Annotated in this window: 27 protein-coding genes and 1 pseudogene; 10 read left to right on the forward strand and 18 right to left on the reverse strand. The window is 68.5% G+C overall.

All coding sequences use genetic code 11. The annotated features are described in order from the left end of the window. Nucleotides 1–19: 19 nt before the first annotated feature. Both QFZ52_RS07065 and QFZ52_RS07070 read left to right on the forward strand, forming a co-directional pair. Complete coding sequence (locus QFZ52_RS07065) at nt 20–346, forward strand: antibiotic biosynthesis monooxygenase family protein (RefSeq protein ID WP_307496918.1); 327 nt, start codon at nt 20–22, stop codon at nt 344–346. A 111-nt stretch (nt 347–457) separates the two neighbouring features. Then, nucleotides 458–850: a VOC family protein gene (locus QFZ52_RS07070; RefSeq protein WP_307496919.1), complete on the forward strand. Its 393-nt coding sequence runs from the start codon at nt 458–460 to the stop codon at nt 848–850. Between the two features lie 5 nt (nt 851–855). On the opposite strand, the gene QFZ52_RS07075 is transcribed toward QFZ52_RS07070, so the two are convergent. Beyond that, on the reverse strand, nt 856–1,473 hold the full coding sequence (locus QFZ52_RS07075) for a LysE/ArgO family amino acid transporter (RefSeq protein ID WP_307496920.1): 618 nt from the start codon (nt 1,471–1,473) through the stop codon (nt 856–858). A gap of 70 nt (nt 1,474–1,543) precedes the next feature. On the opposite strand from QFZ52_RS07075, the gene QFZ52_RS07080 reads away from it, so the two are divergent. Continuing rightward, a complete protein-coding gene (locus QFZ52_RS07080; protein WP_307496922.1) occupies nt 1,544–2,422 on the forward strand; it encodes a LysR family transcriptional regulator ArgP in 879 nt (292 codons plus the stop codon). A gap of 34 nt (nt 2,423–2,456) precedes the next feature. Here the strand turns inward: QFZ52_RS07080 and QFZ52_RS07085 are convergent, their stop codons facing one another. Together QFZ52_RS07085 and zapE are read right to left on the reverse strand one after the other, a co-directional pair. Beyond that, nucleotides 2,457–3,542 (reverse strand): ATP-binding protein, encoded by a 1,086-nt coding sequence (locus QFZ52_RS07085; protein ID WP_307496923.1) that lies wholly within the window; start codon nt 3,540–3,542, stop codon nt 2,457–2,459. A gap of 49 nt (nt 3,543–3,591) precedes the next feature. Further along, nucleotides 3,592–4,665 carry a cell division protein ZapE gene (gene zapE, locus QFZ52_RS07090; protein WP_307496924.1) on the reverse strand — a complete coding sequence of 358 codons (1,074 nt, stop codon included), beginning with the start codon at nt 4,663–4,665 and terminating at the stop codon, nt 3,592–3,594. Between the two features lie 74 nt (nt 4,666–4,739). Between zapE and QFZ52_RS07095 the strand changes: the two genes are divergently transcribed. Continuing rightward, complete coding sequence (locus tag QFZ52_RS07095) at nt 4,740–5,348, forward strand: TetR/AcrR family transcriptional regulator (protein WP_307496926.1); 609 nt, start codon at nt 4,740–4,742, stop codon at nt 5,346–5,348. Nucleotides 5,349–5,381: 33 nt separating this feature from the next. Here QFZ52_RS07095 and QFZ52_RS07100 read toward each other — a convergent pair whose 3' ends face one another. After that, nucleotides 5,382–6,389 (reverse strand): YeiH family protein, encoded by a 1,008-nt coding sequence (locus QFZ52_RS07100; protein WP_307496927.1) that lies wholly within the window; start codon nt 6,387–6,389, stop codon nt 5,382–5,384. A 70-nt stretch (nt 6,390–6,459) separates the two neighbouring features. Here QFZ52_RS07100 and QFZ52_RS07105 point away from each other — a divergent pair, with 70 nt between their 5' ends. Beyond that, a complete protein-coding gene (locus QFZ52_RS07105; protein WP_307496928.1) occupies nt 6,460–7,365 on the forward strand; it encodes a LysR family transcriptional regulator in 906 nt (301 codons plus the stop codon). Nucleotides 7,366–7,407: 42 nt separating this feature from the next. On the opposite strand, the gene QFZ52_RS07110 is transcribed toward QFZ52_RS07105, so the two are convergent. Further along, the gene (locus QFZ52_RS07110; RefSeq protein ID WP_307496930.1) at nt 7,408–7,806 is read right to left on the reverse strand and encodes a nuclear transport factor 2 family protein; all 399 of its coding nucleotides are present in this window, start codon (nt 7,804–7,806) and stop codon (nt 7,408–7,410) included. Nucleotides 7,807–7,876: 70 nt separating this feature from the next. Between QFZ52_RS07110 and QFZ52_RS07115 the strand changes: the two genes are divergently transcribed. The 5 genes from QFZ52_RS07115 (at nt 7,877) to QFZ52_RS07135 (ending at nt 11,597) form a co-directional block, all read left to right on the forward strand. Continuing rightward, nucleotides 7,877–8,521 (forward strand): peptide deformylase, encoded by a 645-nt coding sequence (locus tag QFZ52_RS07115; protein WP_307496931.1) that lies wholly within the window; start codon nt 7,877–7,879, stop codon nt 8,519–8,521. A 77-nt stretch (nt 8,522–8,598) separates the two neighbouring features. Continuing rightward, nucleotides 8,599–9,429: a methyltransferase domain-containing protein gene (locus tag QFZ52_RS07120; RefSeq protein ID WP_307496932.1), complete on the forward strand. Its 831-nt coding sequence runs from the start codon at nt 8,599–8,601 to the stop codon at nt 9,427–9,429. A gap of 158 nt (nt 9,430–9,587) precedes the next feature. Further along, nucleotides 9,588–10,049, forward strand: coding sequence for an NfeD family protein (locus tag QFZ52_RS07125; protein WP_307496933.1), 462 nt, complete (start codon nt 9,588–9,590; stop codon nt 10,047–10,049). Nucleotides 10,050–10,106: 57 nt separating this feature from the next. Next, a complete protein-coding gene (locus tag QFZ52_RS07130) occupies nt 10,107–11,033 on the forward strand; it encodes an SPFH domain-containing protein (protein ID WP_066212479.1) in 927 nt (308 codons plus the stop codon). 219 nt (nt 11,034–11,252) lie between these two features. Continuing rightward, on the forward strand, nt 11,253–11,597 hold the full coding sequence (locus QFZ52_RS07135; protein ID WP_066212477.1) for an RNA polymerase-binding protein RbpA: 345 nt from the start codon (nt 11,253–11,255) through the stop codon (nt 11,595–11,597). Nucleotides 11,598–11,712: 115 nt separating this feature from the next. Here the strand turns inward: QFZ52_RS07135 and QFZ52_RS07140 are convergent, their stop codons facing one another. The 13 genes and pseudogenes from QFZ52_RS07140 to QFZ52_RS07200 all read right to left on the reverse strand — a co-directional run bounded on the left by QFZ52_RS07140 (nt 11,713) and on the right by QFZ52_RS07200 (nt 25,835). Then, on the reverse strand, nt 11,713–12,447 hold the full coding sequence (locus QFZ52_RS07140; RefSeq protein WP_307496934.1) for a polyprenol monophosphomannose synthase: 735 nt from the start codon (nt 12,445–12,447) through the stop codon (nt 11,713–11,715). A 496-nt stretch (nt 12,448–12,943) separates the two neighbouring features. After that, nucleotides 12,944–14,590: an amidohydrolase gene (locus tag QFZ52_RS07145; protein WP_307498684.1), complete on the reverse strand. Its 1,647-nt coding sequence runs from the start codon at nt 14,588–14,590 to the stop codon at nt 12,944–12,946. Nucleotides 14,591–14,627: 37 nt separating this feature from the next. Then, nucleotides 14,628–17,460: pseudogene (locus QFZ52_RS07150) on the reverse strand (DEAD/DEAH box helicase). Between the two features lie 98 nt (nt 17,461–17,558). Beyond that, nucleotides 17,559–18,353, reverse strand: coding sequence for a twin-arginine translocase subunit TatC (gene tatC, locus QFZ52_RS07155; RefSeq protein WP_307498685.1), 795 nt, complete (start codon nt 18,351–18,353; stop codon nt 17,559–17,561). Nucleotides 18,354–18,401: 48 nt separating this feature from the next. Continuing rightward, entirely contained in the window at nt 18,402–18,665 is a 264-nt protein-coding gene (gene tatA / locus QFZ52_RS07160) for a Sec-independent protein translocase subunit TatA (RefSeq protein WP_307496935.1), read from the reverse strand. A 20-nt stretch (nt 18,666–18,685) separates the two neighbouring features. After that, nucleotides 18,686–19,039 (reverse strand): hypothetical protein, encoded by a 354-nt coding sequence (locus tag QFZ52_RS07165; protein ID WP_278266337.1) that lies wholly within the window; start codon nt 19,037–19,039, stop codon nt 18,686–18,688. Further along, nucleotides 19,039–21,042 (reverse strand): helix-turn-helix transcriptional regulator, encoded by a 2,004-nt coding sequence (locus tag QFZ52_RS07170; RefSeq protein ID WP_307496936.1) that lies wholly within the window; start codon nt 21,040–21,042, stop codon nt 19,039–19,041. Before QFZ52_RS07170 ends, QFZ52_RS07165 begins: the two co-directional genes overlap by 1 nt. A gap of 91 nt (nt 21,043–21,133) precedes the next feature. Further along, nucleotides 21,134–21,529 carry an FKBP-type peptidyl-prolyl cis-trans isomerase gene (locus QFZ52_RS07175; RefSeq protein ID WP_066212464.1) on the reverse strand — a complete coding sequence of 132 codons (396 nt, stop codon included), beginning with the start codon at nt 21,527–21,529 and terminating at the stop codon, nt 21,134–21,136. 37 nt (nt 21,530–21,566) lie between these two features. After that, a complete protein-coding gene (locus QFZ52_RS07180; protein ID WP_307496937.1) occupies nt 21,567–22,475 on the reverse strand; it encodes an FKBP-type peptidyl-prolyl cis-trans isomerase in 909 nt (302 codons plus the stop codon). Nucleotides 22,476–22,577: 102 nt separating this feature from the next. Then, nucleotides 22,578–23,942 carry a Pup--protein ligase gene (pafA, locus tag QFZ52_RS07185; protein WP_307496938.1) on the reverse strand — a complete coding sequence of 455 codons (1,365 nt, stop codon included), beginning with the start codon at nt 23,940–23,942 and terminating at the stop codon, nt 22,578–22,580. A 95-nt stretch (nt 23,943–24,037) separates the two neighbouring features. Beyond that, the gene (gene prcA / locus QFZ52_RS07190) at nt 24,038–24,817 is read right to left on the reverse strand and encodes a proteasome subunit alpha (RefSeq protein WP_307496940.1); all 780 of its coding nucleotides are present in this window, start codon (nt 24,815–24,817) and stop codon (nt 24,038–24,040) included. Between the two features lies 1 nt (nt 24,818). Then, nucleotides 24,819–25,628 (reverse strand): proteasome subunit beta, encoded by an 810-nt coding sequence (gene prcB, locus QFZ52_RS07195; protein ID WP_307496942.1) that lies wholly within the window; start codon nt 25,626–25,628, stop codon nt 24,819–24,821. A gap of 3 nt (nt 25,629–25,631) precedes the next feature. Further along, the gene (locus QFZ52_RS07200; RefSeq protein ID WP_307496943.1) at nt 25,632–25,835 is read right to left on the reverse strand and encodes a ubiquitin-like protein Pup; all 204 of its coding nucleotides are present in this window, start codon (nt 25,833–25,835) and stop codon (nt 25,632–25,634) included. Nucleotides 25,836–25,877: the final 42 nt, after the last annotated feature.

The raw sequence follows: 25,877 nt of genomic DNA on the forward strand, positions 1-25,877 counted from the left end.
GACCAGGCAGAATGGACTCATGAGTGTCATCAAGATCAACGCCATCACCGTTCCCGCAGACTCCGGCGACGAACTCGCCAAGCGCTTCGCCGCCCGCGCCACGTCGGTGGACGGCCAGCCCGGTTTCGAGGGCTTCGAGCTCCTCCAGCCGACCGACGGGCGCGACGTCTGGCTGGTGCTGACCCGTTGGGCGGATGAGGAGAGCTTCAACGCCTGGCGCGAATCGGCGTCGTTCGGCCATGGCCACCGCCCCTCCGGAGGAGACGACGGCGCCCGCCAGCGCCCGGTCGGCGTCTCCGCCGAGCTGTGGAGCTACAGCGTCGCGGACCTCGGCGCGGAGAAGTGAACGGAGCGGGCGGCCGCGGAGAAGATCCCGTGGCCGCCCGTCCGCACCTCCGCCCGTCCGCACCTCTGGCGGGCGGCAGGGCGCGGAAACGAAGGACGTTAGACTCCCCGTGTGCCGATCTTCCATCACCTTGAACTCTGGACCCGGGACCTGTCCGGCGCCGAGCCGTCCTTCGACTGGCTCCTCTCGCGTCTCGGCTTCGTCAAGGACGATCCCGCCGATTGGCCGCAGGGCAGGATCTGGCGGCATCCGGAGGGAAGCTATCTGGTGCTGGAGCAGTCCCCCGCAGTGCTGGACGCGCCGCATGACCGATTCCGTCCGGGGCTGAACCACCTCGCCTTGACCGTGCCGGGCCGCGACCTCCTCGATGAGCTGCGCCGGGACGCCGAATCGCATGGCTGGCAGGAACTCTTTCCGGAGGCGTACCCCCATGCCGGAGGGCCACAGCACACCGCGTTGTACCTCGTGAACGGGCAGGGCTTCGAAGTGGAGCTGGTGGCCTGAGCGGTTCAGTGCATCAGCACCAGCTGCACCGCGATGATCACCATGGTCACCGCGATGGCGGCGTCGAGGATCCTCCACGCCACCGGCCTCGCGAAGACCGGCGCCAGGAAACGGGCGCCGAAGCCCAGCAGGCTGAACCAGATCACGCTCGCCGCCGCGGCCCCGGCTCCGAAGGACCAGCGGGCCTCGCCGTGTGCCGCCCCCAGCGAGCCGAGCAGCAGCACCGTGTCCAGATAGACGTGGGGGTTCAGCCAGGTCAGGGCTGCGACGGTGGCGAGGGTCGCCCACAAGCCGGCGCCCCCTCCGCGTTCGGCGGACAGCAGCGAGCTCTTGCTCATCACCCGGCGAGCCGCCGTGAAGGCGTAGACCAGGAGGAACGCCGCACCGGCCCAGCGCGCCACGATCAGAATCCACGGCGCCGCTTCGATCGCCGCACCCACTCCTGAGATCCCAGCCAGGATCAGCAGGGCGTCACTGGCCATGCAGAGCAGCACGACCGGCACCACGTGCTCTCTCAAGAGGCCCTGGCGGAGCACGAAGGCATTCTGCGCGCCGATGGCGATGATGAGGGACAGTCCGGCGCCGAAGCCGGCCAGAAGCACGGGAAGATCAGTCAGAATCACCCGTTCACGCTATCGACGGCCGAACCGGAAGTGAAGCTAATTATTCTTCAGGATCATTAGAATCATTCATGTGATAGCCCATCCTGATCAGCTCCGTGCTCTGAGCGCCGTGGTCGAGCACGGCACCTTCGACGCCGCCGCCTCCGCCCTGCATCTGACACCTTCGGCCATCAGCCAACGGATCAGGGCGCTCGAACAACAGGTCGGGAAAGTGCTCCTCCTGCGCTCAAAACCTGCCGTGGCCACGGAACCCGGGCGGGCGGTGCTGCGTCTGGCGCGTCAGATCGCGCTCCTGGAGCAGGAGACCGCGGTGGAGCTCGGGCTGGACGATCCGCAGGGCGCCCGCATCCCGTTGGTGGTCAACGCCGACTCACTCGCCACCTGGGTCCTCCCGGCTCTGGCCACCGTGCCCGGTGTGAGCTTCGAGATCCTGGTCGATGATCAGGACCATACGACCGCGTGGCTCCGGGAGGGCGTCGCCATGGCGGCGATCACGTCGGACACGAGCCCGGTGGCGGGGTGCCGGGTGACGCCGCTGGGCATCATGCGGTATCACGCGATGGCGAGTCCGGATTTCCGTGACCGCTGGTTCGCCGACGGCCTGACGGCGGATAGCCTCGCCCGTGCGCCCATGCTCAATTTCAACCGCAAAGACAGTCTGCAGGACCGATTCCTGGCTCTTCACAGCCCGGAAACGCCCCTGGACCCGCCGTGCACCCACGTTCCGTCAAGCTCGGAGTTCGTCAAAGCCACCGAGCTGGGTCTGGGCTGGGCGATGCTGCCGGACATCCAGACGGACGCCGGGCGTGCCGCGGGCCGGCTGGTCGTGCTGGATGAAGCGAACACCGTGGACGTCAGCCTGCACTGGCAGCAATGGGCGGTGGGCTCGGCCGCCCTGGACGCTGTGGCGACCGCCCTTCGCGGCACCGCTGACCGCGTGCTGCGCTGATCCGTTGCTGCGCCGGTCAGGACCGGGCGCGGCGTCAATCACCCCGGAAATACTCCGCCATGCCGGGAATCGCGAACCGCAGCTTGCCGTGCCCGGCGGCCTCGATGAGACCGGCGTCGATGAGGCGGGTCCGGTAATTGCCGACGGCACTGGCCCGCATGCCGATCCGCTGACCGATGTCCCCGCTGGTGGAGATCCCTTCCGGGTCCTCGGCCATGGCCTCGAGGAATTCCCGGTCCCGCGGGGAGACGGACGCCAGAGCCGCCTCGATGACGGTCCGGTCATGACGACGGCGCGCGGCCGCCACCGCGCGCTGAACGGCGTCGTCGCCGAGCGGCCCCACCTCGGCTTCCTTCCAGAGGTAGTACCCCACTAGCTGGATGAGGAAGGGGTACCCGCCCGTCGCCTCGGCGGCGCGTGCTGCCTGGTCCGCACCCAGCGTCCAGCCGCCTTCGGCGAGGGTGTCGCGGAGGGACCGTTCGACGTCGTCGAGTGCGGCGGCGTGCAGATCGATGCGGTCGGCGCGGCGCAGGAAAGTCGCCACGCCCTCGTTGAGCAGGTCCGAGACGGCGGAGGGCAGCCCCGCGAAGACGAGCCCGATGGGCAGGGACTCCCGGATGAGGTGCTGGACGTCGGCGGCCAGGAGGGCGAGCTCCGAACGGTTGGCGGCGTGGATCTCGTCCACGGTCAGGATGAGCCCGGTCCCCTTGTCCGCCAGAAGCGCCAGTAGGGCGATGGCCTGGTCCCTCCACTGCACCTGCTCCTCGGGCGCCAGCTGTGTGGTGATCCCGAACCCGGCCACTGAGAGTGCCGTGACCCGCCGGGCCGCGCGCCCCTCCCCCAGTTCTTGGGTGAGCCGGCGCATGTGTTCGCCGATCCTGGCAACGAATCCCGGCGTCGCGGTCTCGGAGATGACCGCCCAGCCTGCTTCCAGCGCAGCGTCCTCGGCGGCGCCCAGCATCACGGTCTTCCCCACGCCTCGCACGCCTGTGAAGATGGTCAGCAGGCCCGGCGCTCCCGAACCCAGGTGCAGGCCGTAGACGAACTCGTCCAGCAGGCCTTCCCGCCCGATGAGTTCGGGCGGGGTGGCGCCGGCGGTCGGGCGGAACGGGTTCTTCATGGGACGAGTCTAGCGATGAGTTTGTGTGAATTCTATGAGTTCTATGAATTCATGCGAAGGGCCGTTCCGCGAGATGCCGCAGCCTGCTCACGAAGCGCTCCGCGTCCCGCAGCCGGACGGCAAGCTCCTCCCCTGACGGCAGGGAGCACTCCGACTCGAAGATCACGTCCACGCGTTCGTCATACAGGACGTCGACCAGGTGCGCCCAGCGCTGTGCGGGCTCTCGGCCCAGATCGTCGACGCCGGGAACCCCCGTGACCACCCAGCGTCTGGCGCGCCGCGCGAGGTCCAGATAGTCCCGGGCGGACAGCGGCTCCTCGCAGAGCCGAGAGAACTCCACGACGTAGACGCCGTCGCCTGTCAGCCGCGCCCGCAGGCTCCGCCCGCCCGGGCTCCCGGGGCCGCCGCGGCCGAGAGGGATCTCGACCTCGTTCGCCGTCTCGTCGCGGGTCCAGGCGGCGGAGGGTCCGAGCGGTTCCGTGATCCAGCCGGGACGCGCGGCGCTGGCCAGAGCCCAGCCCGATGCCCCATCCGGCACCCAGCCCGACGGCCCTGACAGTCGGTGGTCCCGGGTCCCGCCGAGCTCGATGACGTGGAAACCGGTCTCGATCGCCCGGATGACCGGCAGGGCCGCGTCATGGAAGAGCGGGTCGGGCAGGAGCCGCTGCGGCGGATAGTTCGACGTCGCGAGGATCCGGACGCCGGCCGCGAGCGCGCGAGGGAGCCAGCGGTTCAAGAGGTGCGCGTCGGCGACGTCGTGGAGGAGGAATTCGTCGAAGAGCAGGACGCGCGTTTCCGTGCGGTAGCCGGCGATCACCTGCTCGGCCTTGCCTGGCGCGTCCGCGAGCGCGGACTGCAGGCCGCCGAGGAAGGTGTGGAGGTGGACGCGCTGCCGGCTGTGTTCGGGCAGGAGGGTGAAGTACTCCTCCAGCAGCCAGGACTTGCCGCGTCCCACGGCGCCCCAGAGGTAGACGGATCTCTGGCCGGCCGATTCGAGATCGCGCAGGGCCTGGCACTGCTCCTCGTCGAGGATCTTGCCGCCGGCCGCCGCGCGTCGGTGAACCGCGGCGGCGTCGGGCAGGGCGGGTGTCATGCCGGTTGAGCGGAAGAGCCGGGGCAACATGCCTGTACTCTACAGCTATAGAGGATCTATTGCGGATATGGTGCGGGACGATCCGTACGGGAAGGAGGCTCGCCATGAAACAGGACCGGCGGGATGCCATCTGCGAGGCCGCCGTGGGCCTGCTGGCGTGCGACGGGGCGCGAGGGCTGACCCACCAGGCAGTGGATCGCAGGCTGAATCTGCCGCTCGGGTCGACGTCGTACTACTTCAGGACACGTCACGCCCTCCTGGAGGCGACGGGCCGGTGGATCGCGACGCGGTCCCGTGCCGCACTGGAACAGGGCCTCTCCGGTCCGTCTGACAGGGCTCCCGGGGCGAGAAGCCGTCCTGACGCAGGCCGTCCTGACGTAGGAGAGGCCGCCGTCGTGATCGCCCGTCAGCTGCGGCTGCTCCTGACGGACCGGCGGGACCAGGCACTGGCGCGGACCGCCCTGCTCGGCGAGAGGTCTCTTCCTCCTGAGCTACGGGACGCCTTGGCCCACTGCCTGTTCTCGGTCCCTCTGGCCGAGGAACTGATGACCGCATTGGGTGCTGTCGAACCCCGGGAGGCGGCACGGGACCTCGTGACCTTCCTGGAAGGTCTGATCGCCGAAAACCTGTGGAGCGCCTCAGGGACCCCTGATCCTGCCGAGGTCGCGGCCCGCGTCAGGCGACACCTGGAGCGGCTCCTCCCCCTCGGGTGACCCGCAGTCGATGATCCCGGCGGCCCGTGAGCCTTAAGCGATGATCAGGGCGCCACCCAGGCCGAGCAATGCGACCAATGCGGTGGAACCGGCGGCCAGCGTGAGCAGCTTCCCGCTGCCGGACAGCAGGGTCTTGAGGTGGACACCGGCGCCGAGCGCGAACATGGCGGTCGCCAGGAGGAATTCCTGAAGTAGCGATGCCAGTGCCAGCGCTTCGTGAGGCACCGGAAGGATGCTCCGGAGCACCGCGGCGAGGATGAACCCCACCAGGAAGAGCGGCACGACGGGCGAGCGCTTCCCGGAGGCCCCGTGCTCCGGCCCGCGTTCCGGTCCGCTCTCCGGTGCGAGCGCGCGGGAGCGGGCTCCCAGGACGGCGGCCACAGGGGCCAGTAGGAGCACGCGGGCGAGCTTCATGCTGACCGCCAGGCCGAGCGCTCCTCCGCCGAGCAGTCCTCCGATCGCGACCACCTGGCCGACTTCGTGCACCGACGCGCCCGCCCAGAGCGCCGTCTGTTCCGTGCTGAGGCCCAGGAGGGCCCCGAGCCCGGGGATCAGCGGGATCATGAGGGTCCCGAAAAGGACCACGAGCGCGACGGCGGTCACCGTCTCTTTCTCCCGGGCGTCCACACTCGACTCGACGCCGGCGACGGCCGCGGCTCCGCAGATCGAGAAACCGCACGCCACGAGGAGCGCCTGCTTGCGCTCCACGCCCAGGAGCCGGCCGAGACCCAGGGTGCCGACGATGCCGACACCCACCACGATCACGGCCAGCAGGGGAAGCCCCCAGCCGTGCGCGAACAACTCGGGCAAGGAGAGTTGCAGCCCCAGGAGCACGATGCCCAGGCGCAGCGGCACCCGGGAGGCATAGCCCAGGCCGGGTTCGCTCGCACGCGGCAGGAGGCCGAGATTGCGTGCGCCGACCCCGAGGATGATCGCGATCAGCAGAGCACTCACCCCCGGCGCCAGGTGGGAAATCAGGCAGGCCGCGAGGGCCACGGCGCCGGCGAGCGCCAGTCCGGAACGTTGCAGAGCGGTAGGCATGTTTCCATGCTGTCAACGGGCGCGGCCTGCCAGTAGACGGCAATCGGGCATGGAGCCATATGCTGGTGATATGACCGTTCGAGACTGGGACCTGCGCCATTTCCGCCTGCTGGACGCGCTGGCTGAAGCCGGCAGCATCGGTGCGGCGGCCCGTCTTCTGGGTCTCGCCCAGCCGAACGCCTCGCGGCTGCTCGACTCCATGGAGCGCAGCGCGGGCTTCGCACTCGCGGAACGGTCCGCACGGGGAAGCCGTCTCACCGACCGTGGTCTGGTGGTGGCGGGGCTGGCCTCGGAGGTGCTCGCCGCAGCGACCCGGGTGACCCATGCCGTGGACGCCCTCGCAGGTCAAGGGGGCAGTCTTCACATCTGCTCCAGCCTCACCGTGGCGGAACACCTCATGCCGGCCTGGCTGGCGACCGCCCGGCAGCGGCTTCCCGCCCTCTCCATCACGCTCGACGTCGGCAACTCGGCGTCCGTGTTCGAACGCCTCCGCGAGGGCAGCGTCGACCTCGGCTTCGTCGAGGGCCCGACGATCGAGACGGGCTTCCACTACCTCGATCTGCTCCGGGACGATCTCCTGGTCGTCGTTCCCGCGGCGCACCCCTGGGCGGCCCGGGAGACCGTGGGCGCGGACGAGGTCGCGAGTGCGACCCTGGTGGTGCGGGAGGCGGGTTCCGGCACGCGTCAGGTGGCCGAGCGGGCTCTGGCAGCGCACACGGCGGAGAGCGCCGCGCCATCGCGCCTCGAAGTGGGCAGCAACGCGGCGCTCGTGGCGAGCGTGGCCGCGGGGCTCGGCCCCGGCGTCGTGAGCAGAATGGCGGTCAGTCCCGAACTGCTGACGGGCCGCCTTGTGGCGGTGACGGTGCCCGGGCTGGTGCTCGCGCGTACGCTCCGTGCGGTGTGGCCCTCACGCGTCCCGCTGTCGCGGGAGACCGGCGAGTTCCTGGCGCTGGTGCGCTCCCTGATCGATGGGTGAGGGACTGCGGCTGAGGCGCAGTGCGGAACCGCGGGCTGCGCCTCAGGTTTCGTAGCTGTCGAAGCTGTCCTGTGCCGCGATGAGCCCGTCCCGCACGGTGAAGACCGAGAGAATCCGTGCCCTCATCGACTCGCCCTCATTCCAGTACGGCAGATCCATCCGGGCCACGGCCTGCCAGGAGAGCTCCACGGCCACCTCATCGCCGTCGGCCAGCACGCGCTGGACGGTGTACTCCTGCTCCCCCACCACGAGGTGCGCCTGCGCGAACCCGTTCAGGGTCTGCTCCCGGTCACGGGTGGCCTCCTGCGGAGAGAGCGCATTGGGCCATTCGCGGAACATGAAGTCCGGCGCCAGAAACGCGCCCAGTTCGTCCACAGGGGCCTGCCGGCCCACGGCATGCACATAGTCGAGGACGATCCGGCGGGCTGTCTCAGCTGTCATAGACTGCATCCTAGCCGTGCAGCAGGCCCGCTCGACCGAGGAGCCGGCGCCCGATCACCTGAGGAGAACCGTGTCCGCCCCTGCCCCCACCCTGAGTGATGCGGAGATCCGGGACCTGGTCCTGGCGCTCCTGGACTCCCCGGACGATGTCGCCATCGTGCAGGCCGGACACCCCGTCCTCCGGCAGCAGGCCAAGGACTTCACGGGGCAGCTCAGCGCTGCGGAGCTCTCGGCGTTTCTCGACCTCATGCGCGCCGTCATGCACGCGGCTCCAGGCGTCGGGCTGGCTGCGCCGCAGCTGGGCGTTCCGCTCCGCCTCGCCGTGCTGGAGGACCAATGGCCCATCCCCGAGGAGATCGCCTCGGAACGTGACCGGGAGCCGCTGCCCTACTTTGCCGTGGTCAATCCGGTCTACCACGGGGTCGGCGAGGAACTGGCGCCGTTCTACGAAGGCTGCCTCTCGGTCCACGGTCTGCAAGGGGTCGTCGCTCGTCATCAGCGGGTGCGGCTGGACTGGACCACCCCCGACAGCGAGGCCCGCAGTGAGGAGTTCGCCGGCTGGCAGGCCCGCATCGTGCAGCATGAAACGGACCACCTGGCCGGCACGCTCTACGTGGACAAGGCCGTGACCCGTTCGCTGACCTTCAACCCGGAGTACGCCGAGTACTGGGCTGCCCCCGGGATCGACGCGGCCCGGAAGGGCCTGGGTTTCTGACCGTGCGAGATGACGTCAGAGCCTTGCTGCGCTGCCCGCACTGCGGCGAACCGTTCCTTCCTGCACCGGCTTCTCCTGTGCAGGCTTCTCCAGCACCGGGATCACGGCTCCGGTGCCCGTCCGGTCACAGCTTCGACGCGGCCAAGCAGGGCTACTACAACTTTCTGACCGGCAAGGGCACCTCCTTCACAGCGGACAGTGCCGCCATGGCCGCCTCCCGGGCCACCTTTCTCGAGGCCGGGCATTACGAGCCCCTGGCCGAGGCCCTCAGCGGCATGGTGCGCTCAGCATTGCCCTACGACGCCGGCGCACCGGTCGTGGTCGACGCCGGAGCCGGCACGGGCTACTACCTCCATGAAGTCACCACGCGGCTCACCGCGGAGGCCTCGGGAACCGCAATGCCCTCCGCGGTCGCCTTCGACATCTCCAAGTTCGCCCTGCGACGCGCCGCACGCCTGAACCCGGACGCCGCCGTGTTCGTCTGGGACGTCTGGCGTCCGCTTCCGTTGGCGGACGAGAGCGCCGATGCCGTCCTGGTGGTGTTCGCTCCCCGCAACCCCGCCGAGTTCCGCCGCGTCCTGCGACCGGGCGGGGTCGCCGTCGTCGTGACGCCGCTGCCCTCCCATCTGCGGGAGATCGCCGACGTCGCCGGGCTGCTGGACATCGAGGAAGGCAAGACTGAACGGCTCGACGCCGGCATGGCCGAGGACTTCGAGCTGATGGATCGCCGGACGCTGGAGTTCGCCCTCTCGCTGTCCCCCGCCGACGTCGCCGCGGTCGCCCTCATGGGTCCGGCCGGGCACCATCTGGACCCGGCCGCACTCGCCGTCCGGACCGCAGCCCTGGGCGCCGAGACTCCGGTCACCGCCGGATTCACCCTCTCCGCGTACCGGCCCCTCCCGGCCTGACCGGCCGCCTTCCGACGTAGCTTTCCGGCACGGCGTCCTGAACCATCCGCCCTGTGACGGGCGTCCCGAACCACGGTGTGACTAGGATGGTTTAAACGATCGTGGGGAGTCGTCGCCGAAGGAGGCGTTGGTTTCACCCACAGCAAAGGGGTGGCACGATGGACTGGCTCATCGACAATCTCTGGGCCCTCTGGCTCGTCACTCTGCTGGTCTTCGGGGTGATCGAGCTCCTCAGCCTGGATCTCATCTTCCTCATGATGGCCGGCTCCTCCATGGTGACGCTCTTCGTCGCACTCGCGGGAGCGCCGTTCTGGCTCCAGGTGGTGGTCTTCTGCCTCGTCTCGCTCCTGATGATCTTCTTCGTCCGTCCGATCGCACTCAAGCACCTCCGCAAGGGTCCGAAAGACTCCCTCAGCAACGTCGATCGTCTCATCGGCGACTCCGCCCTCGTGGTGGAGACCGCCAGTCCGCTCGGTGGACTGGTCAAGATCGGCGGCGATGTGTGGAGCGCCCGGACCGACGGCCCCAGTTTCCTCACCGGCACCACCGTCCAGGTGCTGCGCATCGACGGCGCGCACGCCGTCGTCGGACTTCTCGAGCAGCCCACGGCTGCTTCCTGACTTTCTCAGCGGGCAAGGCGCTTGCCCGTCCCGCCAACCCAGGAAAGGCACCTGCTGATGTTCAATCCCTTACCTGTCGTACTCTCGTTCCTCCTGATCGCCCTGGTGATCTTCGTCCTGATCGTGCTGATCCGCTCGGTCCGGATCGTGCCGCAGGCCCGTGCCGGGGTGGTGGAACGTCTCGGGAAGTACCAGCGCACGCTGAATCCGGGTCTGACCATCCTCATCCCGTTCGTGGACCGTCTGCTGCCTCTCCTGGACCTCCGCGAGCAGGTGGTCTCGTTCCCGCCGCAACCCGTCATCACCGAGGACAACCTCGTGGTGTCGATCGACACCGTGGTCTACTTCCAGGTCACGGACGCCCGCGCAGCCACCTATGAGATCGCCAACTACATCCAGGCCGTCGAGCAGCTCACCACCACGACGCTCCGCAACGTGGTCGGCGGGCTCAACCTGGAGCAGGCTCTGACCAGCCGCGACCAGATCAACGGCCAGCTGCGCGGCGTCCTCGACGAGGCCACCGGACGCTGGGGCATCCGCGTCTCCCGCGTGGAGCTCAAGGCCATCGATCCGCCCCTCTCCATCCAGGACTCGATGGAGAAGCAGATGCGCGCCGAGCGTGACCGCCGTGCCGCGATCCTCACAGCGGAAGGCACCAAGCAGTCCCAGATCCTGACCGCGGAAGGTGAGCGTCAGGCCGCCATCCTCAAGGCCGAAGGTGATGCGAAGGCCGCGATCCTGCGGGCCGACGGTGAAGCCCAGGCCATCCAGAAGGTCTTCGACGCGATCCACGCCGGGCGTCCTGACCAGAAGCTGCTGGCGTACCAGTACCTCCAGACGCTTCCCAAGCTGGCCGAAGGAACGTCCAACAAGCTCTGGATCATCCCGAGCGAGGTGGGCGAGGCCCTCAAGGGCATCGGCGGCGTGCTCGGCAATGTGGCGCCCGACGCCGGCGACTCCACCGGTGGCGTGCCGCGCCACTGACGCTCCGGCTCCGGAGTCCTCTCAGCAGTGCCCACCGGCCTCGTTTCGACGGGGCCGGTGGTGTATGGCCCGCGAAGCGGCTCCGGTGCCGTAAAATGGGTGGTTGCGCCTCGGGAGCGGGAACAAGTCCGGCTCCGGAAGCGTTGCATTCGACAGGGTATCCCCCAGGCCATCGAGCCAGGGTGAGTGCCGTGGAACCCGGTCAGCGAGGGAGAAGAAATGAGCGATCGCAGCCTGCGAGGCATGCGCCTTGGCGCACAGAGCATGGAGAGCGAATCCGGTGTGGAGCCGGCGCCGCGCCAGCGTGTGGAGTACCGTTGCGCTGATGGTGAGCAGGTTTTCGTGACCTTTGCCGCCGAAGCGGAGATCCCCCCGGTCTGGACGTCCAAGACCGGCAAGGAAGCGATTCTGGTGGACGGCGAGAAGCCGGTCGACGCCAATGAGAAGGCGGCCCGCACCCACTGGGACATGCTGCTGGAACGCCGTTCCATCCCCGAGCTGGAGCAGATCCTTGAGGACCGCCTCAAGATCCTCCGCGAACGCCGGGGAGCACGCGCCAGCTGACACCGCTGGACGACGACATGAAGGAAGGGCCGGAACCCGTGGGTTCCGGCCCTTTCTGCGTCTCAGGTCTCTGTTTCAAGTCCACCCCGAGCGAGGCGCCTCTCGGCGCAGGGGGTCAGCGCTTGCGGCCGCCCGTGAGGGCGTGCCAGCGGGCGTTCAGACCCCACTTGGTCACGTTGATCATGGCTTCCACCACGATGTTGCCGCTCATCTTCGAGGTGCCGAACTCGCGCTCGACGAAGGTGATCGGAACCTCCTTGATGGTCAGACCCGCCTTGGCCGTGCGCCACTTGAGGTCCACCTGGAAGCCGTAGCCCTTCGACTCCACCAGGTCCAGATCGATCGTCTGCAGGGTGGTGGCGCGGAAGGCGTTGTAGCCGCCGGTGAGGTCACGGATCGGAAGCCCGAGCATGGTCCGTGCGTAGAAGGAGCCGCACCGTGAGATCAGCTGGCGGTGGGCCGGCCAGTTGACGACCTCTCCCCCGGGCACCCAGCGCGAACCGATCGCGAGATCGGCGCCGTCCTCCACGGCCTTCAGGAGCAGAGGAAGCTGCTCCGGCTGGTGCGAACCGTCGGCGTCGAGTTCCACGAGGACGTCATAGCCTTCGCTGAGACCCCACTTGAAACCGGCGATGTACGCCGCGCCCAGTCCTTCCTTGCCCTTGCGATGCAGGACCTTGACCTGGGAGTCCTCCGCCGCGATCTGATCCGCCAGGCGTCCCGTGCCGTCGGGGCTGTTGTCATCCACCACGAGCACATCGGTGGCCGGCACCGCAGCGCGCACCCGAGCGAGCGTCTTCGGGAGGGACTCGAGTTCATTGAACGTGGGGATGATGGTCAGGACGCGCAAAGAGGCTTTCCATTCTGCTCGGGACAGCTGGCCGCGCCGCTCGGATCACCGGAGGTGCCAGCAGGGCGCAAAGTCTCATTATAAGTCACGAGGCGGAGGCCTTCCGGTCAACCCCGTGCTTCCGGGCCGCGGGACCGCAGGCGCCGGGCCGTCTCCCGTGGGCGGAAGCCTGGAGAACAAAAGAACGGGCCCGGTGGAGAAGGACCAGTCGCAGACGGCACACACATGTCCGCTACAACTGTTTTCTGCTACCACCAGGCCCGTTCAGACGTGCCGCCACCGTGACGCTGGGATCTCCGGCGTGGCCGGGTTCCCTGAGCTGTCCTGCCGATGAGGCTGGATGGCCTAAGAGACCTCATGACCACCCGTGATGTACAACTCTACGGTCCATGAACTTGCTGTCAACCCCGGTCGTGAACTGCAAGGACATGCTTCGTCGCAGTTCAGGAGGGGGTTCCGGGGAGACCGCTCAGCCGGCTTTTCTGAGGGGAATCCTTCAGATCTCCTCGGAGCGGTACAGCTCCACTCCCTCGGAGACGGTCTGCAGGCACCGGGGCTCAGCCCCGTCCAATGCCGGGAGCAGAGGAGTGCGGGCCCGGGGATCGGTGCTCCAGGACGCCACACGATCGTCCGCGACCTGCACCATCAGGCTTTCGACCTCCCACACGGCGTAATTGGCCGGGGCTCCGGGGACCAGCTGGCCGTTGAGCGGGTTGGCGTCCCGCGCTGCGCGCCATCCTGCCCGAGTGTGCCCGATGAACGCGGCACGCGCGGAGATGCCCTGCCCCTCGGACCGGTGATCCAGGCAGGCACGGATGCTGTCCCAGGGGCGCAGCGGGGTGACGGGGGCGTCGCTGCCGAACGCCAGTGGGACACCGGCCCGGTACAGGTCCGCGAACGGATTCATCGAAGCCCACCGCGAGCCGAGGCGCTGCGCGTACATGCCGTCGGGGCCTCCCCAGGCGGCGTCGAAGGCCGGCTGCGCGCTCACGCTCACGGAGTGCGAGACCAGCGCCGCGATGTGATCGGCGTCGAGCATCTCGGCGTGCTCCACCCGGTGGCCTGCGCGCCGCACCGCGGACTCCCCCAGCCTTGCGGACGTGCGGTCCAGGGCGTCCACGACGACGTCGAGCGCCGCGTCACCGATCGCATGGAAACCACCCTGCAAACCCAGTTCGGTGCAGGCGATGAGGTGCTCCGCGGCCGCCTCCGCCGAGAGGTACCGGGAACCGGAATTGCCGGGGGCATCCGCGTAGTCGGCGCGGAGCAGGGCCGTGCGGGAGCCGAGCGAGCCGTCGATGTTGAGATCGCCGGCCAGCCCCAGCACCGGGACATCGAGTTCCTGCAGCAGCGCGCGGGCCTGCTCCACGGTCTCCACGGCCTGGCCCCAATACGGAAGGATCCGCGGACCGGCGCCTGGAGTGGCGTTCCATGCCACGGCACTCCGGAGATCGTCCATGCCGGCGATCGTGGGCCCGGACATCTCAGCGAGAGCCACATACCCCTGCCGGGCAGCGGCATCCAGGGCGACCTTCTGGTACTGCTCGCGCTGAGCCGAGCCGAAGCGCCGCACGGCCTGACGCACCGCGCCATGGGCCTCGAGGCTGAGGACGGATTCCCCGGAGTTCCCGCGAAGACCCGTGAGGTCACCTGCCAGGGCCAGCGCCGCGCGGTTGACCAGCGCCGAGTGGACATCGATGCGTGTGAGGTACACGGGACGGCCGCCCGCCGCCCTGTCCAGCTCGTCGAGCGTCGGGAGCCCGGGAACGGCCCACTGGGCGTCGTCCCACGAGTGGCCGAACACCGTCTCCCCCGGCCCGAGCGCCGCGGCGGCGGAGGACACCGCGTCCAGCAGCTCCCGCGAGGTGCTCACGGAACTGAGATCCAGGGATGCGAGGGCCAGACCCGTCTCCGTCAGATGGACGTGCGAGTCCACGAATCCGGGGACCACGAGGGCCCCGCGGAGGTCGACCAGTTCCATGCGATCGTCACGGAGCGACTGTGCCGCCTGTTCCGACCCGATCCAGGCGACCGTGTCGCCGTCCACCAGCATGGCCGTGGCGAACGGATCCGCCGCCGAATACACGCTGCCGTTGACATACAGCCTGAGCCGTGATGCGGTGCCGGACCGTCCGTCGTTCATTGCTGACCTCACACTTCCTGTCACTGCTGCCCCTGGCTCACTCGCTCAGGGATGAATAGGACACCACGCCACGGCGGATCCGGGTGATCGCTTCGCGGCAGATGCGCTGAATCCGCGGATCCAGTCCGGGGACGCCCGCGATCTGGTCGAGCAGATCGATGACCTGGCGGACCCAGCGGACGAAGTCGCCGGCGGCCAGATCGCTGCCTGCGAGAACCTCCTGCAAGCGGCGGCCCTTCGCCCACTTGTACATCGGCCAGATGAGCTGAAGCTCGGGTTCGGCCGTGAGCGGGAGCTTGTGGCGCTTCTCCGCCTCGGAGAGCCGTTCCCACTCCCGGACCACGATCTCCACCGCGCTCTCGAGCGAGATGCTCGGCATGCGCGGAGGCACGGTGCCGTCGTCGCGCTTGGACTGGTACAGCAGGACCGTGACGAAAGCGGCCATCTCCGAGGCGTCCAGATCGTCGAAGGCGCCCTCGCGGAGAGCCTGGGCGATCAGGAGGTCCCGGTCGCCGTAGATCCGTCGCAGTCGCTTCCCCGCGTCGGTGATCTGCTCCTTGCCGTAGCGGGATTCCAGGTAGCCGAATTCCTCCAGGAGACCGCAGAGGCGGTCGAAGGTGCGGGCGATCGTGTTGGTCCTGCCCTGGATCTGGGCGAGCAGCGTGTCCGTCTCGGCCCTCAGGCGCCACCAGCGCTCACCCCAGCGAGCGTGGTTCTCCCGGTCGTGGCAGCCGTGGCACGGGTGCGCCGCCATCTCCTTGCGGAGCTGCACGATCCGCGCTTCGGTGTCGCGGCTCCCCTCGGCCTTCCGGCGTGCCTTGGGGCCGGAGAGACCCGTGGCGCCGTCGAGGATCCCCCGCTTGTACAGTTCGTGCCGCATGGTCGATGCCAGGGCGCGGCGGTCCTTGGGCGTCTTCGCGTTGAAGTTCTTGCCGATGCGCACACGGAACAGCGCATCCACCGGGCCCTGCAGGTCGCCCAGGCCAATGCGGCGCAACTGGGTGGTCGTTGGTCAGGACCGCTGGGCGCGGCTCGTGGGCGTTGGTGTCCGCATTGAGCACGACGGCGTATCCCTGGACCCGCTCGCCGTCCAGGTGGATGACATCGCCGGGCATCAGCTTGGTGAGCGAGGAGACCATCCAATTCCGGGCGGCCCGCTTGTTCTCCTTGGCCGCCTGGCCCTCCAGGCTGGACAGCTCCTGGCGGAGCCGGGCGTACTCCTCGAAGTCGCCCAGGTGGCAACGCATGGCCTCCGCGTACCCTTCGAGGGACTCCTCGCGGCTGCGCACCTGCCGCGCCAGATCCACCACGGACCGGTCCGCCTGGAACTGCGCGAAGGACGACTCGAGGATCTCCCTCGACCTGCCACGGCCGAACTGGGCGAGCAGGTTGATGGACATGTTGTAGCCGGGGCGGAAGCTCGAGTTGAGCGGGTACGTGCGCTTCGAGGCCAGGCCCGCGACCGCCTGGGGGTCGATGCCTTCGTGCCACAGGACCACGGCGTGGCCTTCGACGTCGATCCCGCGCCGTCCGGCCCGGCCGGTCAGCTGGGTGTACTCCCCCGCGGTGATGCCCACCCGGGATTCACCGTTGAACTTGTCCAGCTTCTCGAGCACGACGGCGCGCGCCGGCATGTTCACGCCGAGCGCGAGAGTCTCCGTGGCGAACACGACCCGCACGAGGCCCTCCGCGAACAGGTCCTCGACCGTCTCCTTGAAGGCCGGCAGCAGACCGGCATGGTGCGAGGCGATGCCGCGCAGCAACCCGTCCCGCCAGGCCCAGAAGCCGAGGATGTCCAGGTCCTCCCCGGGGATGTCCCGGCTGGCCTCCTCCACGCGTGCGGCGATGATCTGGCGTTCGCGTTCCGTGGTCAGCCAGAGGTCCGCCGCGGCGCACTGCTGCACGGCGGCGTCACAGGCGGCCCGGGAGAAGATGAAGTAGATGGCGGGCAGCAACCCGCGGGATTCGAGCGCCTGGACCGCTGCCGGCCGGGACACCCGCGGGACGGTGGGGCGGGGTTCGCTCCGGCCATGGGCCCGGTCGTGGCGTTTCCTGCCGCGGACCGACTGCGGACCGCGGCGGCCGGAGGACGGACGGACCATCTTGAGGAGCTCGGGGTTGACCTCCAGGTGTGCGGGGGCTTCGCCGTCGTCCTCCGCTCCTGTCTGTTGCGGCTCGGCGAACAGATCCAGGACCTGGCGCCCCGCCATGACGTGCTGCCACAGGGGCACGGGCCGGTGCTCGGAGACCACGATCGCGGTGTCACCCCGGACGGCCGCGAGCCACGCTCCGAACTCCTCGGCGTTGGACACGGTGGCGCTGAGCGAGACCAGCTGGACCTCGCGCGGGAGGTGGATGATGACTTCTTCCCAGACGGCGCCCCGGAAGCGGTCGGCGAGGTAGTGGACCTCGTCCATGACCACGTAGGCCAGCCCCGCCAGAGCATCCGAGTCGGCGTAGAGCATGTTCCGCAGGACCTCGGTGGTCATGACCACGATCGGCGCGTGCGGATTGATGTTCGTGTCGCCCGTCAGAAGGCCCACTTGATCCGAGCCGTACTTCTCGGCCAGCTCGCTGTATTTCTGATTGCTCAGCGCCTTGATGGGCGTGGTGTAGAAGGCCTTCCGCCCCTGCCGGAGGGCGCAGAACACGGCGAACTCGCCGAGGATGGTCTTGCCGGCGCCGGTCGGCGCCGCGAGGAGGACCCCGCGGCCCTCTTCCAGGGCACGGCACGCGTCGACCTGGAAGTCATCGAGGTCGAAGGCCAGGGTCTGCCGGAATGCCCGGAGTGCGCTGTTGCTCTCGCTGTTCCTGGCTTTGGCCGCGGCGTACTTCTCGGCGGGAGTCAGGGGCTCACTCATTTGAGGCATTACTCAAGGGTATCGGCATTCAGGCCCGCCCCACGCCGGGCCACGGCGGCTTAACCAGCAAGACCGGCCCCCTGGGGACCGGTCTTGTGAAGAGTGCCTCAGAGTTTCCCGAGATCCTCCGTGGGAGTGGCGACGTCGGCGGAGGCGTCCGTCTCCTCGGCCTGCTTGCCTTCACGGCGCGCACGGCGCTTGTCATTGACCAGGCACACGCCGATGGCCAGGAAGAACAGGGCCAGCAAGGGCAGCGCGAGCATGAACATCGAGATCGCGTCCGCGCCCGGCGCCGCGATGGCCGCCAGCACGAACACGGCGAACACGGTGATCCGCCAGGCCTTCAGGATGGTCTTGCCACTGACGACCCCCGCCAGGTTGACGCCCACCAGGATCACGGGGACCAGGAAGGCCAGCCCCAGGAAGAGCATGGTGTGCGTCGCGAAGGTCAGGTAGTCGTCCGCGCTGATGAGGTTGGACGCGTTGTCCGGCGTGAAATGCAACAGTGCGCGCACCACATTGGGGATCACGGACCACGCCACGTAGACGCCCACCAGGAACAGCGGAATGGCCGCCGTCATGAAGCCCAGGGTGTACCGGCGTTCCTTACGGGTCAGGCCAGGCGTGACGAACGCCCAGATCTGGTAGATCCACACCGGGCTGGAGATGACCAGACCGATCTGGATCGCGATCCGCAGCTGGAACTCGAACGGCGACGCGATCGAAGAAAAGTTCATCGATGCGTTCCGGTGCATCTCCTGGGCGATCTGCTCCAGAGGAGCCGACAAGGAGGCGATGACCGGCGGGTAGAGGAACCACCCGACGACGGTGGTGACAGCGAGGGCGATCAGGCTCTTGAAGAGCCGGTTCTTCAGTTCCTTGAAGTGATCGAGGAGGGCCATGCGGCCCTCGGGATTCCTCCGAGGGCCCTTGGTGAGTGCCACTTCGCCTTAAGCGTTGCCGGACGGCGGAGTCTGCTCGCCGTTGTCCTTGGTGGCAGCCTCGGGGTGCTGCACGACCTTGCCCTCAACGGGCTCCTCGGCCTTGGCCTTGGAGGGGCTTTCGTCCTTCATCTGCTTGACCTCGGACTTCATGATGCGCATCGACTGTCCGAGGCTGCGCGCCATCTGAGGAAGCTTGGGGGCCGCGAACAGCAGCAGCGCCACGATGATGATGATCACGATGGGCCAGGGGCCATCAAAAAGTCGTCCCATGTCGGGGTCCTTTCTCTTTCTTAAATCATAGGGCGCTCGAGGCCCACATCGCGCAGCTTCTGTGCCCGGTGGGCCGCTGCACGACGGACCACACGACGTTGCCGCCGAAGTTCACGGCGCTCGGCCTTCCCCGCTTCATAGCGGGCGCGCATCTCCTCAGGATCGGCATGGATTCCGAGGACTTCCAGACGATGTTCGGGAAGCGGTGTGCGCGGACTGTCCGAGTCCAACCCGGACAGCATATCCGCCGCGGACCCGAGCTGACGCATCATGGCCGTGAACTGTCGGAAAAGCTTGATTCCGAGCACCACGAACAGCAAAGCGCTGAGGGCGAGGATCGCCACCCAGATGAGAATCCAGGACCACCACGGCATCAGTCCAGCCTACCGTTCCCCGGCTGGGAATACCCTCTGAGTGACGGGACGCCGTAGGAATCCAGGCCCCGGGTGAGCCACTCGGTTACCTGATCGACGACGGACGACGGCGAGACCACCCGCACGGTGCCTCCCGTCTGCGCCACGAGCCCGGCCAGCCAGGACGGTGACGCGACGGCGAGCTCCGCCAGGACATCGCCGTCGTCGAGGGGCGTGGTGCGCAGCGCGTTGTAGCGCGCTGCCAGCCAGCGGGACTCCTGGGAGAAGATCACCAGGACCCGAGGGGCCTGTTCGCGGACGGTGAACGGTTCCTCATCCACCGCGCCGTCCCAGAGCGTGGGATCCACGAGGTCCGAGGTGATGTCGAGTGAGGCGATCCGGTCCAGCCGGAAGTTCCGCGGCGCGGCCGCACGGTGGCACCAGGCGTCCACGTACCACTGCTGATCCACGGCGCGGAGCCGGCGGGGGTCGATGAGCCGCTCGGTCAGCTCGTCGCGGCTCGGGACCACATAGCCGATGCGGACACGGACGCCGTCGTCGATCGCGGCGCGCAGCTGCTCCAGGTGGCGGCCCAGGCTGCCGGACGGCGCCATGCGGACCTTGATCGCCTCGGCCAGGGGCAGCGAGTCGCCCGCGGCGCCCGCCAGCCGGAGGCGCAGCGACTCGATGCCTTCGGCGTCACCGCCGATGCCCAGTTCGGACAGCGCATCGAGACCGACCAGCAGGGTCCAGGCCTCCTCCGGGGAGAACCGGATCGGCTGGGCGAGATCCAGGGCGTTGTTGATCCACACCCGCTCACCGTCGTCCACGATGTCCATGAGGTCGTTGTGGTAGCCCTCGGGGCGGCCGACCATCATGATCCGCTCGAGATCGTCGTCCAGCTGGCGGAGGGGGATGCCGAACTCGGCGGCGAGCTCCGACTTGAGGATCCCGCCGTGGCGGACGAGGAACGGGATCATCCCCAGCAGACGCCGGACCGTGGTCTCGGACGAGGACTTCGGCCCGCGTTTGACGGGCGGCGAACGGAACTCGGTGACCTCGGCAGGGCGGGACAGGGCCTCGACGGCGTTGCGGAGGCGGCTGATCACTGCATCCCGCAGGCGCGCGGGCTCCACCACCTGAACCGTCGGCGCGACGGCGGCGAGCTCGTCGAGGAATGCCGACTCATCCTGGTAGCGGATGGTGGCGTGGTCCCCGTCGACCCGCGCCGCCCGGGCGCGCCACTGCGCACCCCCGCCGTGCGACAGACGGACCACGGCCTGCTGCTCCGGATACTCCTCCATGGAGTCCAGGGCCGCGGCGATCGAGAAGTCCTGCGGCGGGGTGTACCGCCGGCGCGTGTCGATCTCGACGGCGGTGGTGATCCTGCTCAGCCGGAACGTCCGTTCGGCGTCACGGTCCTGGTCATGGCCGACGACGTACCACTGGCCGGAGCGGTTGCCGAGTCCGTGGGGTTCGAGCCTCCGGGTGACGGCCTCCCCCGCCCCGGCCGCGCGGTAGCCGAACCGCACCGGATGGCGACCCGCCAGCGCGCGGTGCAGGGATTCGAGGGCGGCTCCACCCGTGGTGACGCGGGGCAGCACAGGCGCCGGGACGCCGTCGTCGGGGTCCTGACCGTCAGTGAGCTTGCGCAACGCGGCACTGCCCGCCGAGCGGAGGCTCGCCTGCTCCCAGAGCTGGGCGGCGAGCTGGAGCAGCAGACGCTCCTCGGCCGTCAGCTGCAGGACGGGCAGCAGGTACTCTTCCGGATTCACGCGGTACCGGGTGCCGGACGACTCGTCGACGTCGAAGGTCTCGTCATCGACGACTTCCAGCGGGACCCCCATGTCCCGCAGCTCCGCCTTATCCCGTTCGAACATGCGTTCGATCGCGGAGTCGCTCATCCCCTCCGCGCGGCAGTAGGCGTAGACAGTGGACTCCAGGTAGGCCCTGGTGTGGCCGCGGGGGCTCGACAGCAACGCGATCAGCAGGTTGAGGATTCGTTCGGTCTTTCGTGCGGACACCAGCCCAGCGTACTAAAGACCTGAGCTGACATGCGCCAAGGGCCGCCTCCCCAGGGGAAGCGGCCCTTGCGATGTCCGTGCGGACGAAGGCTCAGCGCACTCCGACGAGGTCCACCACGAAGATGAGGGACTCGTTGGGGGCGATCGCCCCGCCTGCGCCGCGCGACCCGTAGGCCAGCTCGGACGGGATCTCCAGACGACGACGGCCGCCCACCTTCATGCCCAGGAGGCCCTGGTCCCAGCCCTGGATGACCTGGCCCACGCCGACGCGGAAGTCAAGCGGAGCGCCGCGGCCCCAAGAAGAGTCGAACTCCTCACCGGTGGACCAGGCGACGCCGACATAGTGGGTCGAGACGGTGGAACCGGGAGTGGCTTCCGCGCCGTCGCCCTCGATGAGGTCGACGATGCGGAGCTCGGTGGGGACATCCCCTTCCGGGAACTCGATTTCCGGCTTGGTGCGGTCGTAATCACGCTGACCGAATGACATGGATGCTCCTCTTCAGGTTTCGGGTGGTGTGTGGAGTTTACTGGACGCCGAGGATGTCCACGACGAAGACCAGATCGCCCGCGGGACGGCCTTCGGCCGGCTTGACGCCGTAGGCGTCCGCCGCCGGGATGACCAGCAGCACGCGGGATCCGACGGTCTTGCCCGTCAGGCCCTTGGTCCAGCCCGGGATGACCCCGGTCAGCGGGAAGGTGGCCGGCTTGCCGGTCTTGAAGCTCGAGTCGAAGACCTTGCCGTCGGCGAGGCGGACACCCGTGTAGTTGGCCACGATGGTGTCACTGCTCTTGACCTCGGCGCCCTTGCCCTTGACGAGGTCCTGGGCGATGAGTTCCTTGGGAGCGGCGACGCCCTTGACGTCGATCGTCGCTTCCTGCTTGTCGTTCACCGTGACCTTCGGCAGGCCCGCCGGCGGGGTGACAGCGTCACCTTCCGGCTTGGAGAGGACCGGCGCGATGTCCGAGGCGCTGAAGACGTGGAGCACCAGCAGCTGCGTGGGGCCCGTGCCACCCTGGCCCGGCATGGCGATCGCCAGATCGGAACCCTGCTTCACTCCGAGGATCGCCTTGTAGAGGGGCTCGTTGCCCTTCTTCAGCGCATCATTGACCGGAAGGGACTCGTGCTTGGAAAGGTAGGTGTCCGCCAGCTGGGAACCGTCCTGGCCGTTGTAGGCGAGGTAGCCGACTTCCGCCTTCTGGTTCTCCTTCACGCGCTCCCCGTTGCCCTCACGCAGGACCATGATGGTGGTCTCGGAGACGGACAGGGGCTTGGCGAACTCGACGCGGGGCGCCTTGTCGGCTCCCTGGTCGTTGATCTTCACCGTGCTGAGTTTGGAGGTGTCGCCGGCCGGCTGGCTGCTGGGCTCCGAGGGGTTGCCACAGGCCGTCAGCAGAAGCACGGCGGGGACGAATGCCGCGAGAATACGTCGCAATGGTCGTCTTTCCACTAGAAATCAGGGGGTCCGGGCCCATCCGGGGACGGGCACGCCCACCATCGTAACGGAGCAGGCTGTGAAGTCGCCCGACGCCGAGGGTCAGCCCATGCTGGCGATCAGGGCGTCCACGCGCTCGTCCTGCGCGGCGAACGGGTCCTTGCAGATCACCGTCTGGTGCGCCCGGTCATTGAGTTTCAGGTGGACCCAGTCCACCGTGTAGTCGCGTCCGAGCTCCTGGGCCTTCCGGACGAACTCGCCGCGGAGGCGGGCCCGCGTGGTCTGGGGCGCCACCATGCCGGCCTCCCGGGCCATCTCGTCCGTGACCACCCGCCGGGCCAGACCGCGCTGCTCGGTCAGATAGAAGAGCCCCCGCTTCCGGGAGATGTCATGGTAGGTCAGATCGATCTGCGCCAGGCGCGGCGAGTCCAGTCCCAGCCCGTGACGCAGTGCGTAACGGTCCATGATCTTCTTCTTGATCGCCCAGTCGATCTCGGTGTCGATGCCGCTGTGATCGCCCGAGCGGACGGCCCGCAGCGTCCGTCCCCAGAGGTCCAGGATCTGTCCCACGTGGTCGTGGTGAGCCCCTTCGCGTTCCACGAAATCGGTGACCCACTGCAGGTACTCCTCCTGGATCTGGAGCGCGGTGAGCTGACGGCCCGTGGCGAGCTTGACCAGCACCTGTCCGCTGAGGTCCCGGGAGATCTCCCGGATGCTCCTGATGGGGTTCTCCATGCGCATGTCACGCATCATGGCGCCCGCCTCGAGGGCCCGGAGCACCAGATCCACCGAACCGGTCTTCAGCAGTGCCGTGGTCTCGGACATGGTGGAGTCGCCCACGATCACGTGGAGCCGCCGGAAGTACTCCGCGTCGGCGTGGGGCTCGTCCCGGGTGTTGATGATCGGGCGGGACCGGGTGGTGGCCGAGGAGACGCCTTCCCAGATGTGGTCCGCCCGCTGGGAGAACGCGTACAGCGAGCCCTGCGGCGTGTTGATGATCTTCCCGGCGCCCACCAGGAGCTGGCGGGTCACCAGGAACGGGATGAGGACGTCCGCCAGGCGGTTGAACTCCCCTTTTCGCGGAATCAGGTAGTTCTCGTGGCTTCCGTACGAGTTGCCCGCCGAGTCGGTGTTGTTCTTGAACAGGAAGATCCTGCCCTCGAAACCATCGGCGGCCAGCCGCTCCTCGGCCTCGTGGCAGAGCTCCTCGAGGATGAGCTCACCCGCTTTGTCGTGAGCGATGAGCTGCGGAAGGGAGTCGCATTCGGCGGTCGCGTACTCCGGGTGGGACCCGACGTCGAGGTAGAGCCGTGAGCCGTTGGCGAGGAACACGTTCGACGAGCGCCCCCAGCTCACGACTTTGCGGAACAGGTAGCGCGCCGCTTCCTCCGGGGCCAGGCGGCGGGTGTTGCTCCCCACGTAGGAGATGCCGAACTCCGTCTCAATGCCAAATATCCGCCGGTCCATGCCGCCCTTTCCGTCCGGTGCCCGGCCATTCGTCCGCGCACGCACTCACACACCTGATCGACCCGGTCCTGGCTCTCCGCCGTGCCGGACCGAGGTCACTCCTCCAGCAGGCGCTGCAGGGCATCCTGTCCCAGACGCCGGAACGCCCTGCGGCGGGATCGCCAGCTCGCCGGCTCGCGGTCCAGGACGGCGACCTCAAGGCCCACCGCCGCCACCGGAGCCGGGGGTTCCGGACGTTCGGGCGCGCGGGCTGCGCCGCCGTCGGGCTCGCTCGCCGCTCCTCCCGCTGCCGGATCCTGCGCCGCGGAGGCCGCGGCCAGGGCCCGTGTGGCCAGCCGCAGGGCCTCTCCCAGCGCCAGATCGGCACGCCAGCCGACCCGGAGGACCTCCGTCACCCGGTCACTGCGGCCGCCCATGGCCACGAAGCTGCGTTCGTCCGTGATGGAGCCGTCGAAGGTGAGGCGGAAGATGTGGTCGCCGGCCTGCGTCGCGCCCACTTCGGCGACGGCCAGTTCCACCTCGAACGGCTTCTGTTCCGCGGTGAAGACGGACCCCAGACTCTGGGCGTAGACGCTCGCCAGGCCCCGGGCCGTGACATCACTCCGGTCATAGGAGTACCCGCGCACGTCCGCGTACCGGACGCCGGCCTGCCGCAGACTCTCGAACTCGTTGTACTTGCCGACCGCGGCGAAGGCGATCCGGTCGTAGATCTCCCCGATCTTGTGCAGGGAGTTGGAGGTGTTCTCCGCGACCAGGGCAATCCCCGCCGCGCAGGACAGGACCACCACGGACCGTCCACGCGCGATCCCCTTCCGGGCGAAGTCCGCCCGGTCCTTCATGATCTGTTCCGGTGAGACGTAGAACTGCTGTGACATCTCAGGCCTCCCGTCCCTCTCCCGTGCGCGCCGACAGAACCTGAGTGGCGATGCCCTTCACCACGTCATCCGGCACCCGCCGGCTTCCTTCGGCGTCGGCGACGTAGACCACAGGCCAGAGCTGGCGCACCAGATCGGGGCCGCCGGTGGCCGAGTCGTCATCCGCGGCGTCATAGAGCGCCTCGACGGCCACGCGCACGGCGTCGGCCTCCTCGAGACCCGGTCTCCAGAGCTTCTTCAGAGCGCCGCGGGCGAAGGTGGAGCCGGACCCCACGCTGTGGTGCTCGTGCTCTTCGTAGCGGCCGCCGGTGACGTCATAAGAGTAGATCCGCCCGGACGCCATGGCCGGCTCGAATCCCGCATAGAGCGGCACGACGGCCAGGCCCTGCTGCGCCATGCCGAGATTGCCCCGCACCATGGCGGCGAGCCGGTTGGCACGGCCTTCCAGGCTGAGCGGGGTGCCCTCGATCTTCTCGTAGTGCTCGAGTTCCACCTGGAAGAGCTTGACGATGTCCACGGCCAGCCCGGCCGTCCCCGCGATGCCGAGCAGCGAGCTCTCGTCCGCGGCGAACACCTTCTCCATGGTGCGAGAGGCGATGAGGTTGCCCATGGTCGCACGGCGGTCCCCCGCCATCAGTACGCCGCCCGCGGTCTGCAGGGCCACGATGGTGGTGGCGTGGGGCACTTGGAGGACCGGAGTGCCCTGTGAGGCCGCCGGCCCGAACGGCAGCAGCTCCGGCCTGGTGTCCGTCAAGTGATCCAGGAAGGAGGCGCCGGCCTCAGCGGGCAGACGGGCGGCGTCCCTGGACACGGCCTACTGGCCGCCCTTCTGGACGAAGCCGCGGACGAACTCCTCGGCGTTCTTCTCCAGCACGCCGTCGATCTCGTCGAGCAGGTCGTCCACGCCCTGCGTCGCCTCACTGGCCTGAGCCGTGGGAGCGGCGGGCGCCGGGGTGTCCGTCTCCTCGATCTGCTCCTCGCCGCGGGTGCTCGGGTTGATCTGTTCCTGGCCTGCCATGGTTCCTCCTCGGATTGTCCTCTACAGTCATCCTGCCACTTC

The organism is Arthrobacter woluwensis (genome assembly GCF_030816155.1).
Lineage (GTDB): Bacteria > Actinomycetota > Actinomycetes > Actinomycetales > Micrococcaceae > Arthrobacter_E > Arthrobacter_E woluwensis_A.